A 14474-nucleotide genomic window follows, 5' to 3' on the forward strand; every position below is an offset into this window, starting at 1 on the left:
CAAGGACACGCCATTGCCTGCGAGGTGCGCCTTGCGGCCAGCCGCTTCCCGGCCCGCTGAAACCGTCAAGATCACTGTGCAAGCGTATCAGTCTTTTAGTGGGGTTATATGCATGAATGAAAGCTGGAAAGCCTTTCTCGAAAAGGCCGGTGCCCGGATGGAAAGCGACCGTGTCGAGGGCTTCAGCGACCTCGGCGAGGCCAAAGCCGCCACCGAAGGCGACATTATAACCGACCTGTCCCACTTCAGTGTGGTGCGGGTGACGGGAGATGATGCCCGGGGATTCCTCCACAACCAGTTCACCAACGACGTCCGCCTAGTATCGGGTGAACAGAGCGAACTCAACAGCTACTGCACGGCGAAGGGAAGGATGCTGGCCGTTTTCCGCCTTTTCCGGCTGGCGGACGGGGCTTATGCCTTGCGCATGCCGCAGGAGGTGTCGGAAGGGTTTCTGAAGAAACTGCGCATGTTCGTCATGATGTCCAAGGTGGAGATTGAGGATGCATCCGATTCATTGATGCGCTTCGGCATTTCGGGACCGCGCGTCAGCGACGCGCTGACGGGCCTCGTCGGCACGATTCCCGATGCGGTCAACGGGGTGGTCCATGCCGGGGAACTCACCATCATGCGGGTTCCCGGCCCGCATCCACGCTTCGAAGTCTACGGACCGGAAGCGGAAATGGAGAGGCTCTGGACAGGGCTTGCCGAAGCCGCGAAGCCCGTTGGCCATGATGCCTGGGCGCTGCTGGATATCCACGCCGCAATCCCGACGGTGTATGAAGGTACGGTCGAGGCATTTGTACCGCAGATGGCGAATATGCAACTCGTCGAGGGCGTCAGCTTCAAAAAGGGCTGCTATCCCGGGCAGGAGATCGTGGCCCGCATGCAGTACCTGGGTAACCTGAAGCGCCGCATGTATCGGGCTCATATCGATACTGCCGAACGCCCGCTTCCCGGCGATGCCCTCTTTTCCATCCATTCCAAAAGCGGCCAGGGCACCGGGAAGGTCGTCGATGCGCGGCCCTCGCCCGAAGGTGGGTATGATCTCCTGGCGGTCGTTCAGATTGACTGCGCCGAGGCGGATGACGTCCATCTGCACGAGGCCGATGGCCCCAAGCTGAGCTTCCGCAACCTGCCCTATCCGGTCGAGACAGAAGACGCACCCCAGCCTTCGTGATTTCAATACTTTAATGCTGCTCCTGCTTGAGCCTCCGCCTTCCTCAGGATAGGCGGAGGCGCAATGGCCACAATGGGGTGAATCCATAATCGAGTCACCCACAGGTGCAGCCCTGCGCCTGCTTGTGCGACAATAGTGCGCAGCGCCACGATTCTGGTCCGAACCTCCCGAACCACTCGTTGTCAGACCCGACGACCACGTCATGTTGCCGTCGCAGCCATCATCTGTGGTGCTCGCCCGAAACTCTCTCGTTAACCGGATACCTGGATACTATAAGTGCTCACCACCGCCAATATCACCATACAGTTCGGCGCCAAGCCGCTTTTTGAAAACATCTCCGTCAAGTTTGGCGATGGCAACCGCTATGGCCTCATCGGCGCCAACGGCTGCGGCAAGTCGACACTGATGAAGATCCTCGGAGGGGACCTGGAGCCGACCTCCGGCAATGTGAGCCTCGACAGCAACGAACGCCTGGGCAAGCTGCGTCAGGATCAGTTCGGCTTTGAGGAGCACAGTGTGCTGGACGCCGTGATTATGGGCCATGAAGAGCTCTGGCAGGTGAAGCATGAGCGCGATCGCATCTATTCGCTGCCCGAGATGAGCGAAGCGGACGGCATGAAGGTGGCGGATCTCGAGGTGCAGTTCGCCGAGTACGATGGCTACACCGCCGAGGCGCGCGCCGGCGAACTGCTGCTCGGAGTAGGCATCCCGGTCGAACAGCACGCCGGCCCCATGAGTGCCATCGCCCCTGGCTGGAAGCTGCGTGTACTGCTGGCACAGGCGCTGTTCTCCGACCCGGATATCCTGCTGCTGGACGAGCCGACCAATAACCTGGATATCAACACCATCCGCTGGCTGGAGGATATGCTCAACGCGCGCAACAGCACGATGATCATCATCTCCCATGACCGCCACTTCCTGAACAGCGTCTGCACGCATATGGCGGATCTGGACTATGGCGAACTGCGCGTCTATCCCGGCAACTATGACGAGTACATGACTGCGGCTACCCAGGCTCGCGAGCAGCTGTACGCCGACAATGCCAAAAAGAAGGCGCAGATTGCCGAGCTCCAGACCTTCGTCAGTCGCTTCTCCGCTAATGCCTCGAAGGCCAAGCAGGCCACTTCGCGCGCACGCCAGATCGAGAAGATCAAACTCGATGACATCAAGCCCTCCAGCCGTCAGAACCCCTTCATCCGCTTTCAGCAGGAGAAGAAACTGCACCGCAACGCCCTGGAGGTGGAGGGGCTCGGCAAGGGGTTCGATGGAGAACCGCTGTTCAGCGATCTCAACATACTGGTCGAAGTGGGCGAGCGCGTCGCTGTCATCGGCCCCAACGGCATCGGCAAGACCACGCTGCTGCGCTGCCTGGTGGGAGACCTGGAGAGCGATACCGGCCGGGTGAAATCATCCGAGAACGCCAGTATCGGCTACTTCGCCCAGGACCATGCTGCTGACTTCGCCAATGACATGCCCCTGTTCGACTGGATTTCGCTCTGGGGCCAGGAGGGAGACGACGAACAGATGTTCCGAGGCACTCTGGGCCGGCTGCTGTTCTCCCAGGACGAGATCAAGAAGTCGGTCAAGGTGATCTCCGGCGGCGAACAGGGGCGCATGCTGTTCGGGAAACTGATGCTGCAACGTCCCAACATCATGGTCATGGACGAGCCGACCAACCATCTGGACATGGAATCCATCGAGTCGCTGAATCTGGCACTGGAGAACTACGAAGGTACACTCGTCTTCGTCAGCCATGACCGCGAATTCGTCTCCTCGCTGGCGACCCGCATCATCGAACTGACACCGGACGGCGTCATCGATTTCAGCGGCACCTACGAGGAGTATCTGCGCAGCCGTGAGGCTGCCTGACCGAGTTAATCCCTTGTCAGGGTGAGATGGCGACCTTCAGGACCCCGTCCCGCTGGTTTCCGAACAGGTCATAAGCCGCTTCGATATCGTCAAGCTTGAAACGGTGCGTCACCAGTGGCTCGAGGTCGACGCGCCCACCCTCTATGACATTCATCATTCGGCGCATGCGCTCCTTGCCGCCCGGACAGAGTGAGGTAATGATCTGGTTGTCACCCAGTCCGGCGTGAAAGGCGTCGAGCGGAATGGATAGATCCTTCGAGTAGACGCCGAGGCTCGATAGCGTGCCGCCCGGCTTGAGAACGCGAAGGGCCGCCTCGAAGGTCGACTGCATTCCAAGCGCCTCGATGGAGACGTCGACCCCGCGTCCATCGGTGATTCGGCGAATCTCATCAACCGGGTCGACTTGCTTGAAGTCGATAACGTGGTCCGCGCCCATCTTTTGCGCCATTTCCTTGCGCTCGGGCACCGATTCGACCGCGATGATGGTGCTGGCACCGGAGAGTCTGGCGCCGGCCGTCGCGCAGAGACCAATCGGCCCCTGGGCGAATATGGCCACGATATCGCCGATACGGACCCCTCCCCGCTCCGCTCCGACAAACCCCGTCGACATGATGTCGGGGCACATGAGCACCTGTTCATCGGTGAGCCCCTCCGGCACCGGCGCCAGATTGGCCATCGCATCCGGCACGACCACGTATTCGGCCTGACAGCCGTCGATGGTGTTGCCGAAACGCCAACCACCCAGAGGCTTCAGGCCGTGGGCACCGGCACCGCCATCCTGGGAGTGCAGGCCGTCCAGGGACGCGTTGGAGTAACCGGTCGGGCAGATGGCACCGGCGATAACCCGCTGGCCCTCCCGGTAGCCGGCGACGTTGGTCCCCAGTTTCTCGATAACGCCCACCGGTTCGTGACCAATCGTCAGGCCCTTTTCAACCGGATACTCGCCCTTGAGGATATGGATATCGGTCCCGCAGATGGTAGTGGTGGTGACTCGAACCAGTGCGTCATTCGGTCCGGGGGCCGGTACGGGTTTATCCTCGAGAACGATTCGCCCCGGCTCTACAAATACGGCTGCCTTCATTTTTTCCGTCATGGCCTGTCTCCCTGGCCGTGGAGTATCCCGAAATCAATAGAACAGAACAGCGCCCGACGCATCGGTAATCTATACGAAAAAATCCCCGGACCAGCGATCTTTCCGGTAATCAAGTAGCAGTTCCCGGGCACGCATTCGCTTCGCCCCGGTGGAGACCAGTTCACGCCGGGCCGGGTAGTCGGCGGCAAAGGCAATCGGGTCACATCGGTCGGATTCGACGGTGGTCAGGTACACGAGAAAGCGATCGTCCACCCTAAGGGCATCGGGGGGAGCCGCGGCCGGGAACAGTGTCCGCTTCTTCACCACGCAGGCGAAGTAGAGCTGCATCTCCACCGCCAGGGGATCCGTTCGCGAACGAAGCGCCCGCTCCGCCCGCGAGGTCCAGCGGATGGTGAGTTCACCGCCGCGAAGCGGGACCTTCCGGATGTGTCGGTAGGGATTGAGGACGCGCTCCATTGCGGTCAGCGGGTTCCAGCCCTCGATGGAGAAATAGCTACCATGCAGATTCATCGTCAGCTCCCGTCAGTTTGGCGAAGGATTACAGATCGATCACCCGCGCGACGACTCCGGCGTCCGCAGCCATTCGTACCAGCTCATGGGGGGCCGTTCGGTTTTCGTCATAACCGATGAAGATCAGGTGCGGCTTCATGGAGGCAGTGGCCGCCTCACAGGTTACCCCTTCCCCCTGCAGGCGAGCACAGAACCGCTCGCGCTCGCCCTCACTCAGTGCCTTGTCCAGGTGCAGCATCGTTTTACGCATGGTGGAATTCTCCTCGGTCAAAAATCGATATCAATCTGCAGTGTGTCGAGAAACCGGTTGAATCCGATGAATAGCTCCATTACTCCCAATGCCTCGACCAGTTCGCCATCACTCCAGCCCGCATGGTGCACCGCCTCAAGCTCCTCGTCGGTCACCTGCATCGGCGAACGGTTGCTCTTTCGGACCAAGCGAAGCAGAGCCAGCTCCCGTTCGTCGAATCCTTCGGGAAGCCCCTCCCCGTTCTGATTGACCAGCGATTCAACCGTACTGTCAGTGGTGCCGAGCGCCTTTAGTGCCCGGCCATGGGCTGCAACGCAATAGGCGCAACCATTGTCACCGGAAACCGAGAGGGCGATCGCCTCTTTCAGGCGGCGGTCCAGTCTTCCCTCCCCCATGACACACTGAACCTTCTCCCAGTTGGCACGCAACAGGGGCGGATGGTGGGCATAGGCACGGAACAGATTGGGTACCCGGCCGAAAGCTGCCTCTATCGCTTGCAGGGTCTCAGCGGCTTCGGGCACTTTGCTTTCGACGCTGAGGTCAATTCGAGCCATTGATGTTCTCCTTATCTCTCCAGCTTTAGCGTTTTCGGCAGACGTTCTATAGTCGACCGGTCGGTCTAGTCTGCGGGCTAAAAAAAAGACGCTGCCGCACCGCCTCCCGAACGTCTACTTCTCAGTTGGCGCATGCCGACTGCTCCCGGCATGCCGTTACCAATGCGAGCGCCGAGCGCCCCAGCGTCACGACGGCCTCCGGATCGTTACGTGTCTTGGCCATCAGCAGGGCCCCCTCCATATAGGCAAACACCGCCCGGGCGGCAGATGGCGGGTCCACACGGGATGCCGAGCCATCGGCCCGAGCCGCCTCCAGGGCCTTCTCGATATGCCGTTCGGCGGCCCGGAACAGAGCATCCAGCCGGTCGCGCAAGACATCGTCCTGTGTACTCATCTCCAGGGCCAGGTTGCCGAAGGGACAGCCGAGCACATGGCCGGCAACCCGCGCCTGGGCACGCTGAAATTCGGCGCTGTACACGAAAAAACGTTCGATTCGCTCAAGCGGCGGCACATCGTCGGCGAACGCCGGATCAAACACCTGCGCCTGAAGGCGCTGCCAAAGCACATCGATAGCCGCCAGGGCCAGCTCCCGCTTCGAGCGAAAGAAATGGTAGAAGCTGCCCTTCTGGACCTTGGCGCGTACGCAGATTTCCTGCACGCCCACCGAACCGAAACTGCGGGCATAGATCAGGTCGATGGCGGCCTCGACGAGCCGATCTTTGGTATTGGTGGTTGTCCTTCCCATGACCACCACTCTAATTGACCAGTCGGTAAAATTCAATCCCGGGTATCGTAGCTGATCAGACCTGCGGTTCACCGGCCTTGAAGTCATCAGGCCTCGCCTGCCTCAACACTTCCGACAACCCTGCGACGGCACCGCCGATACTGGAGAGTTCAGCGGGAATGATCATGGAATTGTTGGTTTTGGCGAGCTTGCTGAAGGCACCCACATACTGCTCGGCGATGCGCAGGCTGACGGCATCCTTGCCACTGGGTTGCTGAATGGCTTGAGCGATCCGGCTCAATCCCCCGGCTGTGGCTTCCGCGATCAGCTGAATCTCCTGGGCGCGGCCTTCGGCCTCGTTGATCTGCTTTAGCTTGGTGGCCTCCGAGAGATTGATGACTTCCTGCTTCTGGCCTTCGGAGACGTTGATCATGGCCTGGCGTTCGCCTTCCGATCGGGCAATCGCCGCCCGGCGCTCGCGCTCGGCTCTCATCTGCTGCTCCAGTGCCCCCTTGATACTCTCCGGCAGCTCGATATCGGAGATCTCATAACGCAGCACCTTGATGCCCCAGGGTGAAGCAGCCTCGTCCAAAGCCCGGACCACCTCTTCGTTGATCTTCGCCCGCTCTTCGAAGGTTTTGTCCAGATCGGTTTGGCCAATGACCGAACGCATGGTGGTCTGCGCCAACTGGGTGGCGGCGTTGCGATAGTGGTCCACACCGTAACTGGCCTTATGCGCATCAATGACCTGAATGTACAAAATGGCATCGATGCCCACCTGAATGTTGTCCCGGGTGACGCAGGCTTGCTGGGGCACATCGATCACTTCTTCTTTCAGCGTGTGTTGGTAGGCCACCTTGTCGATGAAGGGGATCAGGATATGAAACCCGGAATCGAGGGTCCGGGAGTATTTACCCAGACGCTCCACTACGAAATTCGAACGCTGGGGCACAATCCGTGCAGTCTTGAGGATGATTATGACAACGGCCAGTGCGAAGCCGATTGCCAACAGGGAGCCAAAGTCGAGAAACCTTTCCATCAGATATCCTTTTTATCAGTTTTTAATTACTCGCCCCTTTGGAAAAGATCTCACCGCAGAGGCGCAGAGTACGCAGAGAGGATCCAATAACGCCCTGGGTAATTACTCGTAGCTCCGTGCTGAAGCATGGAACGGTAGATGATGCTCTTACCAAGCGCATAATGTCTCAACATTATGCGCCTCGTAATTCGGCACGTGCATGATGCCTGTTTTCAGGTCTTCTCTGCGTACTTTGCGCCTCTGCGGTGAAAATGTCTTGAAGGGGTGAGCAGTTACGTCGTTTTTTGAAATTGCGGAATTACTGCTTGGTTTTGGGCCGTTGTGATGATACGGTCAGGCGAATACCTTCATTGGACACCACCCAGGCGACATCACCCGCTTTCAGTTTTTCCTCGGAGACGGCATCCCAGGCAACGCCGTTCAGCACAACACGGCCCGCCCCGTGGACGAAGTCATCCTGCACGGTTACCCGTTCACCAATATCCCTTTGAAACCGGCTCCCGGCTTCACCCTGATCAGTACTGAACCCACCGAACCAGCCCTTCATTTGCCTTCGCGCCAGCACCAGACTGATGATACTCACCAGCCCGAACACCGTCAGTTGCGAGGCCAGCGACTCAATCCACCCCAGTTGCAGTAACACTCCGACGGTAATCGCCCCGATGCCGATGAAAACGGCGATGATACTGGTAGCGAGCAGTTCGGACAGTATCAGAACAATGCCGGCGATGATCCAGACAGTGGCGGCACTCATGTTGATTGAACCCCTTTAGCCAAATTTCACACTCCTTCTAAGCTGGCACTGTGGGCGATTCTACTCTTTCGGTCCTGGTCCGCACTAATTCGATCTGCGACCAATCACCCGCCTCTGCTTCCAGTAGCCGCCTTAGTGCCTTGCTTTTTCGACGATAGTCCCGGGCATCGGCGTCCCAACGCTGCCTGGCCGATGCGTGCAGTGGGCCGCTGATCTGGCGGATGGCTTCGGTGCGCATCAGGTAGAGCCCTTTGCGTTCGTTGTGAAGCTTGTCGAGAGGGTCCGGTACCAGGGAGTCGTGCAGGTGGGGTTCGAATTGCAATCCAAAGGCGGTGGCTTCGTGAAGCATCCAGTCCCCGGCGCAGTGGCTCAACCCCGGCTCCTTGTAGCCGCCGCCGATGTCGGAGTGGGTGCCGGCGAACCAGACCTGCCGGATATCGAGGCCGGGCCTTTGATCCCAGAGGGTGGGTTCAAAGTCCCCGCGATTTTCATCGATGGCCACCGCGTGCCGGGCATGCCGGATGATCTTGCTGGGCTCGGTATCGTGAAACAGATAGTCGCGGTCTCCCAGCGTGCCCCAAAACGGCAGTGGCACGCCAAAGGAGCCCACCGTGTCGAATACACCGACAAACTCGATGGGGGTGATATCCGCTACCGCGTAATTCTGCCTGAATTTGACGCACTTCGGGGCATTAGGGCTGCTGTTTCTGGCGCGGCTTCGGTAGAGGCGGTAGGCGGCAGGTATCTGCCTGGCGTATTGGCGCCGGAGCAGGCCGCAGTTACGAATGAATCCCGCCAGTGAACGGACGGTGTAGGCGCCGCGACTGAACCCGAAAAAGTAGAGCCGATCCCCGGGTTCATAGTTGTGTACGAGGAACCGGTAACAATCCATGATGTTCTTGTCGACACCCCCGCCCGTGAGTCGCCCGGCAATCGGCCTTCGGTCGGTACCGACGCCCCAGTCATAGAACGTCACCTGGTTGACGTCGTCGGCATTTGGCTTGACCGCTCTGGCCATCAGCAGTGGATTGGTTGCACCTCCATGTACCGGTGAGTTCCAGGTTCCGTCGGCGAATAGGGCTATCCGTTTCATCTGTCGATTGTCCCTGCGAAAATTCCGGATCAAATCTCCTGTTGACTAAACTATCCCAAACGGCTGGTGTCGGGTCAATTCATGATGCGGAGGGCTATTCTTGACTAATAAATTAAGGTATGTAGAGTAAACGGTCTACCAAAAGCGGGGAGCTGCTGTGACTGCAAAGATAATGCTTCTACTGTTCGGCACCGGATTGTTGATTGCAACGAGTTGGGCACATGAGGTTCCGGAGGACGCCGAAATTCACTTCATGGAGCCGAAGGATGGAGCCATTTTGTCCAATCCGGTCAGGGTACGGATGTCCGTCGAGGGGTTTGGTGTAGCGCCCGTGGGCGAAAACAAGCACAAAGCCGGACACCATCACCTGCTGATCGATGTCGATAACCCTCCGCTTGAGGGACCGGTCCCGGCCGATGAACATCATCTGCACTTTGATGGAGGCGAACAGACGGCGGAAATCGATCTGCCTCCGGGCGAGCACAGTTTACAGCTACTGCTTGGCGACGAAGAGCACGAGACCTTCTATCCACCGCTGCTCTCCAAACGCATCCGCATCGTGGTGACGAACTGAATCTTCTCAGGAACAGACGCAACCTGAACGGCATTGGAACATGCGCATTGCACTTGCACTTGTCGTTGCACTTATCGCATCCCTGACCGTACTGGACTGGATGGCGCCGGATGCCGAGTCTCGCCGCGAATCCGCCGTCATGCCACTGGAATCGGGCGTCGGGGATCCGGGGACGGGAGCGCATCTTTTCGAGGCTGAATGTGTTCAGTGCCACGGTGCCGATTTGAAGGGGACGCAAGAGGGTCCGCCCCTGATTCATCCCTATTACCGTCCCGACCACCACGCGGACCTGGCGTTTTACATGGCCATCAGGGATGGCGTTGTCCAGCACCACTGGGACTTCGGCGATATGCCTCCGGTACCTGCCATCGACCGGGAACAGGCACGAGATATCGTGACGTTCATACGACAGGCTCAGCGGGAGGCCGGCATGTTGGACGATACCGGCAGTGCACCCGCCCGATGACCCGCATGATCAGATACGCTGTTCGGGTTTAGATGAGGTGGTAGATAATCGAACCGAAAGTCGCCAGCCATACGGCAAGCGCGATCAGTACCAGGAAGCCGTCGTGGGCAATTAGGCCCAGTCCGAAAGCGGTCAACGCCGCACCGGCACCGTTGGCGCTGAAGGGCACCACTTCCATGGGCGGCATCCCGATGGCGATGACGACACAGGCGAGAGCCACGAGGTAGGCGCTAAAGCCTCGAGTCAGTTGGGTCAACCTCGGCCGCGACCAGCGGTCCATAAACCGTGCCACTGGTCGCAACCAGCCCAGGGTTTTGCACAGGGAGTCGCGCATGATGGTCCGCTTCAGCATCCAGTGCGGGAGCCAGAAATGGTCTCGTTGCAGTACCAGTTGACCACCGGTCAGAAGCACGAGCAGCCCCATCAGGGTGGGTACACCCGGGATGTCGCCCACGAGTGGCGCCACCGTTACCAGACCCGCAACGAGCAGAATGGGCCCAAACGAGCGCCGCCCCACCGCCTCCAGGACTTTCTCAAGGGTAATCTGGTCGCGATCGCTGGTCGTCTGCTCGATACGGTCCAGCAATTGCTCCAGGTTCTCCGGCTGCTGTTCACCTTCCATGGACCCAACCTGTCCGCCACCGCCTGACAGACGGTTAATCCAGGCGTTTCATGTCCCGTACCGCCGGGCCGTGAATCATTCGCCCGTCATGGGCAAACACCGAACCGTGGCAGGGACACTCCCAGGTGCGCGCCTCGCTGTTCCAGGAGACGTAGCAGTTCAGATGCGTGCAGCGCGGCGACAGAAGATGCAGTGCGCCTTCGTCATCCCGGTAGGCAGCGACCGAGCGGCCATGTCGACGACAGATACCGCCCTCCCCCGCTACGAGAGTTTTAGCATCGCGGGAACCCAGTGCCTTGCCCCGATCCGTCACGAACTCCCGTCCCACATGAAGATTGATGTCCAGCAATTTTCTCCCTGCGGTCCGCAGATTCCAGCGACTGGATGAGAATGGTGTCTTTGTGACATCCGCATCGCCCAGGATATGGCTTGCCAGCATCTGCGCGGAGGCGGTGCCGTTAGTCAAGCCCCAGGCGGAAAACCCGGTCGCCACCAGGATCTCTGGCGTCACCGGTGTCAGCGGACCCACATAGGGAAGACGGTCCGCCGAGTCATAGTCCTCATTGAACCACCAGCCAAGCACATCCGTGGTCCCGAAACGCTCCGCCGCCAGCCGTTTCAAATCGGAGAGCCGTTGCGAGGCAGAATGGTGGCCGGGACGGCTACCTGCGCCGGTAAGGATGAGCACCGGTCCCTCAGGGCTTTGGTGACGACGAAAGGAGTAGCGGGGTTCGTCGACATTGAGAAACATACCCTCAAGCGCGGTCTCTTCCGGAAGCCGTGCTGCAAGGACCACATGCTGGCGGGGGGACACCTTGGTAAAAAACAGTCCCCGGTCCATAAACGGCAGATTGGTGGCGATCACGACGTGATCAGCGTTAATCATCCCGTGGTCGGTGACCACCTCGTTCGGCTGACCGGCGCGAATCGAGTAGGCGCGGGTCCCTTCGTGGATGACGGCATTGTCGCTGTGAACGGCCCGGGCCAGGCCGAACGCATAACGGTACGGCTGGAATTGGAACTGGTCGGGCAGCATCACGCCGCTGTCGAAACCTACCGGGGAGCTGGCTTCGGTGACCCTCTCCACCGGAAGCCCCAGTCGCTGCGCGGCTTCGACTTCCCGGTCGATGGCCTCATGCTGCGCGCCCTGTTCACTGATCGTGTAAGCGGCAGCAGGGGTCAGATCGCAATCGAGACTGAACTCGCGGGTCCGCTCTTCCACGTATTTGATCGCGTCCAGATTGGCATCGGCATACGCCTTTGCTGAGTCGAACCCGTGCTTGCGGATGAGATCGTCATAGACGAGCCCGTGCAGGGCCGTCACTTTCGCCGTAGACCGGCCCGTCACCTGCGCGCCCACGCGTCCGTTTTCCACCAGGACGACATGGCGCCCGGCCCTTTTCAGCCGCTCGGCCACCGTCAGTCCAACGATGCCGCCACCGATGATGGCCACTTCGCACCGGGTGAGTCCGGGTAAGGGGGCAGAAATCTCCGATGGCGCCCCGGCCGTCCAGTAAGGCTGCTCCTCTTCCGTCGCCATAGTGTCCACCATCAACGCTTCAGGATGATGTAGAGGGCATGAACGATACCGGGAAGGTAACCCAGAAGGGTCAGCACCAGATTCAGCCAGAAATGCTTCGTCAACCCGACTTCCAGGAAGACGCCAAGGGGCGGCAGAAGCACCGCAAACAGGATCTTCAACGGATCACCAATGGTCACGGCCATATGCAATTTCTCCTTTGCCTGTATTTCTCCGAGTCTAGCCCGTGATCCTGAGGCATTCTTTTTATGCGGCCTTTGCAGCGGTGTTCAGTCATCAACCCGGAGGCGGGCCGCAAAGCATCAATCGGCGAAATCCAGGCGCTCCTGCACCTCGGCAACACCGGCTTTGGCGCAGAAGGCATCCTTGTCACCACCGGGGGCGCCGCTGACGCCGACCGCCCCGACCAGAGAACCGGCTGCCCGGATCGGAACGCCCCCCTCGAGAACCAGGATGCCATCCACGTGATTCATCTCTTCACGGATATCCTGGCGATTTTTTCCAAAGGTGCTCGAGTCGATACCCGAAAGGATCACGGCGTTGGCCTTTTCCCGGGCGATTTGCAGCGTGAAGCGCGAGGCCAGGGTGTCGCGCATGACCATCTGGTCGAAGCCATCGCGATCCACAACCACGGCGGTGACCTGATAGCCGTTTTCGCGACAGGCCTCCACTGCGCCCTGGGCGATGTCAACGGCCATTTCCATGGAGAGGCGCCGCACCTCGATGAGGTCATCGGCCAGCGCCGGAGTGGAGAGAAGAAGTCCGGGCAACAGGTATTTGAGACAGATTCGCTTCATCGGGGATCTCCCTTGTTCATGCACCACATAACGCACTCGCTGCGATCGTTCGGAGCTTCGGGTCAATCGGAAATCCGCTCCCCGGCCGCATTGAGCACACCGAGCAGCCCCTTGAGCAATTGCATTGGCGTCGGCGGGCAGCCCGGGATCTTCACATCCACCGGGATCACGTTTTCCACCGCGCCGCAACTGGCATAGGAGACGCCGAACTCGCCACCGTCACAGGCGCAGCCGCCGGCGGCGATCACCCGCTTGGGTCCGGGCGTGGCTCGCCAGGTGCGGCGCAGCGCCGTCTCCATGTGACGGGAGACAGGGCCGGTGACCAGCAGCACATCGGCGTGGCGCGGAGAGGCGACGAAGTGGACACCGAAGCGTTCGACGTCGTAATAGGCGTTGTTGAGGGCATGGATTTCTAGCTCGCAGCCGTTGCAGGAGCCGACATCCACCTGCCGAATTGCGAGGCTTCCGGCGAAGCGCGACTCAATCCGGCCGCGCAACTCGATACCGAGCCGCTCCAGTTCAATTTCGTCGGTCACCGGTGCCGGTTCGGTCACCAGGCCGATGCCCAGCGACTGTTTCAGTATCCGCAGCATTGACGTGCTCCTAAACCAAAAAAAACCAACCACGGGGCACGGGGCACACGGGGACAACTAAATACGTGTTCCGAATTGGTGTCCAGTCATCCGAGGCTGTGGCGGTGGGCTATCCGGGACCATCAGCGGCAGGGATGCCGCTGTCGAGCCTACACGGACGGAAGATGATGGCTCCTGCATAATCTTCACTTCCTACATCCCTGTAGGTCGTATTCACGGCGTGTCCCGGATAGCCCACCGCTACAGAGTAAGCGTCCCCCGGCAAAGCCGGGGGCTTTAACTTGTGAGCCGCTCAAAGCGGCCTGGACGGACCGCTTCGCGGTCCTTGAGCCCCCTAAAGGGGGCAACCTACATCAAGTTCATCTGGTCAATCCAGACGGTCTTCTGCCTCTTGGTGCCGGATATAGTTCCGAATTACCGCTTCGTCTCGCCCTACCGTCGATACGAAGTAGCCTCGTGCCCAGAAATGCTGTCCCACGAAGTTCTTCTTCCGCTCCATATAGGTCTTCGCTATGTGGATCGCGCTCTTGCCTTTGATATACCCGACGACTTGCGATACCGAGTACTTCGGCGGAATTGCGATCATCATGTGAACGTGGTCCGGCATTAGGTGACCTTCTTCGATATGGCTCTCTTTCTGCTTCGCCAGACGGTGAAAGACTTCTCCCAATTCTCGCCGGATATGACCGAAAATCGTCTTTCGCCGATACTTCGGGATGAAAATTATGTGGTACTTACACTCCCGGCGCGTGTGACTTAAACTTGCTACTTGTCTCATGAGTTCTCCCATTCGTGATGCTTGGCGGCTCACGTTTGGGA

At 59.5% G+C, this 14474-nt stretch carries 18 protein-coding genes; 4 read left to right on the forward strand and 14 right to left on the reverse strand.

Annotated elements, in window-relative coordinates; genetic code table 11:
• The first annotated feature begins 112 nt into the window (after positions 1 to 112).
• Both ygfZ and Q7L05_RS07895 read left to right on the forward strand, forming a co-directional pair.
• A complete protein-coding gene (gene ygfZ, locus Q7L05_RS07890; RefSeq protein ID WP_303904478.1) occupies positions 113 to 1177 on the forward strand; it encodes a CAF17-like 4Fe-4S cluster assembly/insertion protein YgfZ in 1065 nt (354 codons plus the stop codon).
• Positions 1178 to 1453: 276 nt separating this feature from the next.
• On the forward strand, positions 1454 to 3046 hold the full coding sequence (locus Q7L05_RS07895; RefSeq protein ID WP_303904481.1) for an ABC-F family ATPase: 1593 nt from the start codon (positions 1454 to 1456) through the stop codon (positions 3044 to 3046).
• 16 nt (positions 3047 to 3062) lie between these two features.
• Here the strand turns inward: Q7L05_RS07895 and Q7L05_RS07900 are convergent, their stop codons facing one another.
• The 8 genes from Q7L05_RS07900 to Q7L05_RS07935 form a co-directional block, all read right to left on the reverse strand.
• Positions 3063 to 4139, reverse strand: a complete 1077-nt coding sequence (locus Q7L05_RS07900; RefSeq protein ID WP_303904484.1) for an NAD(P)-dependent alcohol dehydrogenase — start codon at positions 4137 to 4139, stop codon at positions 3063 to 3065.
• Between the two features lie 69 nt (positions 4140 to 4208).
• Positions 4209 to 4649: a hypothetical protein gene (locus Q7L05_RS07905; RefSeq protein ID WP_303904487.1), complete on the reverse strand. Its 441-nt coding sequence runs from the start codon at positions 4647 to 4649 to the stop codon at positions 4209 to 4211.
• Between the two features lie 28 nt (positions 4650 to 4677).
• Positions 4678 to 4899: a hypothetical protein gene (locus Q7L05_RS07910; protein ID WP_303904489.1), complete on the reverse strand. Its 222-nt coding sequence runs from the start codon at positions 4897 to 4899 to the stop codon at positions 4678 to 4680.
• A 17-nt stretch (positions 4900 to 4916) separates the two neighbouring features.
• Positions 4917 to 5453, reverse strand: coding sequence for a carboxymuconolactone decarboxylase family protein (locus Q7L05_RS07915; RefSeq protein ID WP_303904493.1), 537 nt, complete (start codon positions 5451 to 5453; stop codon positions 4917 to 4919).
• A 121-nt stretch (positions 5454 to 5574) separates the two neighbouring features.
• Positions 5575 to 6198: a TetR/AcrR family transcriptional regulator gene (locus Q7L05_RS07920; RefSeq protein WP_303904495.1), complete on the reverse strand. Its 624-nt coding sequence runs from the start codon at positions 6196 to 6198 to the stop codon at positions 5575 to 5577.
• A 55-nt stretch (positions 6199 to 6253) separates the two neighbouring features.
• The gene (locus Q7L05_RS07925; protein WP_303904498.1) at positions 6254 to 7216 is read right to left on the reverse strand and encodes an SPFH domain-containing protein; all 963 of its coding nucleotides are present in this window, start codon (positions 7214 to 7216) and stop codon (positions 6254 to 6256) included.
• Positions 7217 to 7514: 298 nt separating this feature from the next.
• The gene (locus Q7L05_RS07930) at positions 7515 to 7970 is read right to left on the reverse strand and encodes an NfeD family protein (protein ID WP_303904501.1); all 456 of its coding nucleotides are present in this window, start codon (positions 7968 to 7970) and stop codon (positions 7515 to 7517) included.
• Between the two features lie 37 nt (positions 7971 to 8007).
• Positions 8008 to 9063, reverse strand: coding sequence for a DUF2235 domain-containing protein (locus Q7L05_RS07935; RefSeq protein ID WP_303904504.1), 1056 nt, complete (start codon positions 9061 to 9063; stop codon positions 8008 to 8010).
• Between the two features lie 157 nt (positions 9064 to 9220).
• Between Q7L05_RS07935 and Q7L05_RS07940 the strand changes: the two genes are divergently transcribed.
• A complete protein-coding gene (locus tag Q7L05_RS07940) occupies positions 9221 to 9637 on the forward strand; it encodes a DUF4399 domain-containing protein (protein ID WP_303904507.1) in 417 nt (138 codons plus the stop codon).
• A gap of 40 nt (positions 9638 to 9677) precedes the next feature.
• Complete coding sequence (locus Q7L05_RS07945) at positions 9678 to 10103, forward strand: c-type cytochrome (protein ID WP_303904510.1); 426 nt, start codon at positions 9678 to 9680, stop codon at positions 10101 to 10103.
• Between the two features lie 28 nt (positions 10104 to 10131).
• On the opposite strand, the gene Q7L05_RS07950 is transcribed toward Q7L05_RS07945, so the two are convergent.
• The 6 genes from Q7L05_RS07950 to tnpA all read right to left on the reverse strand — a co-directional run bounded on the left by Q7L05_RS07950 (position 10132) and on the right by tnpA (position 14433).
• The gene (locus tag Q7L05_RS07950) at positions 10132 to 10725 is read right to left on the reverse strand and encodes an exopolysaccharide biosynthesis protein (protein ID WP_303904513.1); all 594 of its coding nucleotides are present in this window, start codon (positions 10723 to 10725) and stop codon (positions 10132 to 10134) included.
• Between the two features lie 34 nt (positions 10726 to 10759).
• The gene (locus tag Q7L05_RS07955) at positions 10760 to 12265 is read right to left on the reverse strand and encodes an FAD-dependent oxidoreductase (RefSeq protein ID WP_303904515.1); all 1506 of its coding nucleotides are present in this window, start codon (positions 12263 to 12265) and stop codon (positions 10760 to 10762) included.
• An 11-nt stretch (positions 12266 to 12276) separates the two neighbouring features.
• Positions 12277 to 12450 (reverse strand): YqaE/Pmp3 family membrane protein, encoded by a 174-nt coding sequence (locus Q7L05_RS07960; protein WP_303904518.1) that lies wholly within the window; start codon positions 12448 to 12450, stop codon positions 12277 to 12279.
• 117 nt (positions 12451 to 12567) lie between these two features.
• Entirely contained in the window at positions 12568 to 13062 is a 495-nt protein-coding gene (locus Q7L05_RS07965; protein WP_303904521.1) for a GlcG/HbpS family heme-binding protein, read from the reverse strand.
• Positions 13063 to 13124: 62 nt separating this feature from the next.
• Positions 13125 to 13655 carry an NADH-quinone oxidoreductase subunit B family protein gene (locus Q7L05_RS07970; protein ID WP_303904524.1) on the reverse strand — a complete coding sequence of 177 codons (531 nt, stop codon included), beginning with the start codon at positions 13653 to 13655 and terminating at the stop codon, positions 13125 to 13127.
• 367 nt (positions 13656 to 14022) lie between these two features.
• Positions 14023 to 14433 (reverse strand): IS200/IS605 family transposase, encoded by a 411-nt coding sequence (gene tnpA / locus Q7L05_RS07975; RefSeq protein WP_303904527.1) that lies wholly within the window; start codon positions 14431 to 14433, stop codon positions 14023 to 14025.
• Between the last annotated feature and the right edge of the window lie 41 nt (positions 14434 to 14474).

Source organism: Thiohalomonas denitrificans (assembly GCF_016841685.1).
Lineage (GTDB): Bacteria > Pseudomonadota > Gammaproteobacteria > Thiohalomonadales > Thiohalomonadaceae > Thiohalomonas > Thiohalomonas denitrificans_A.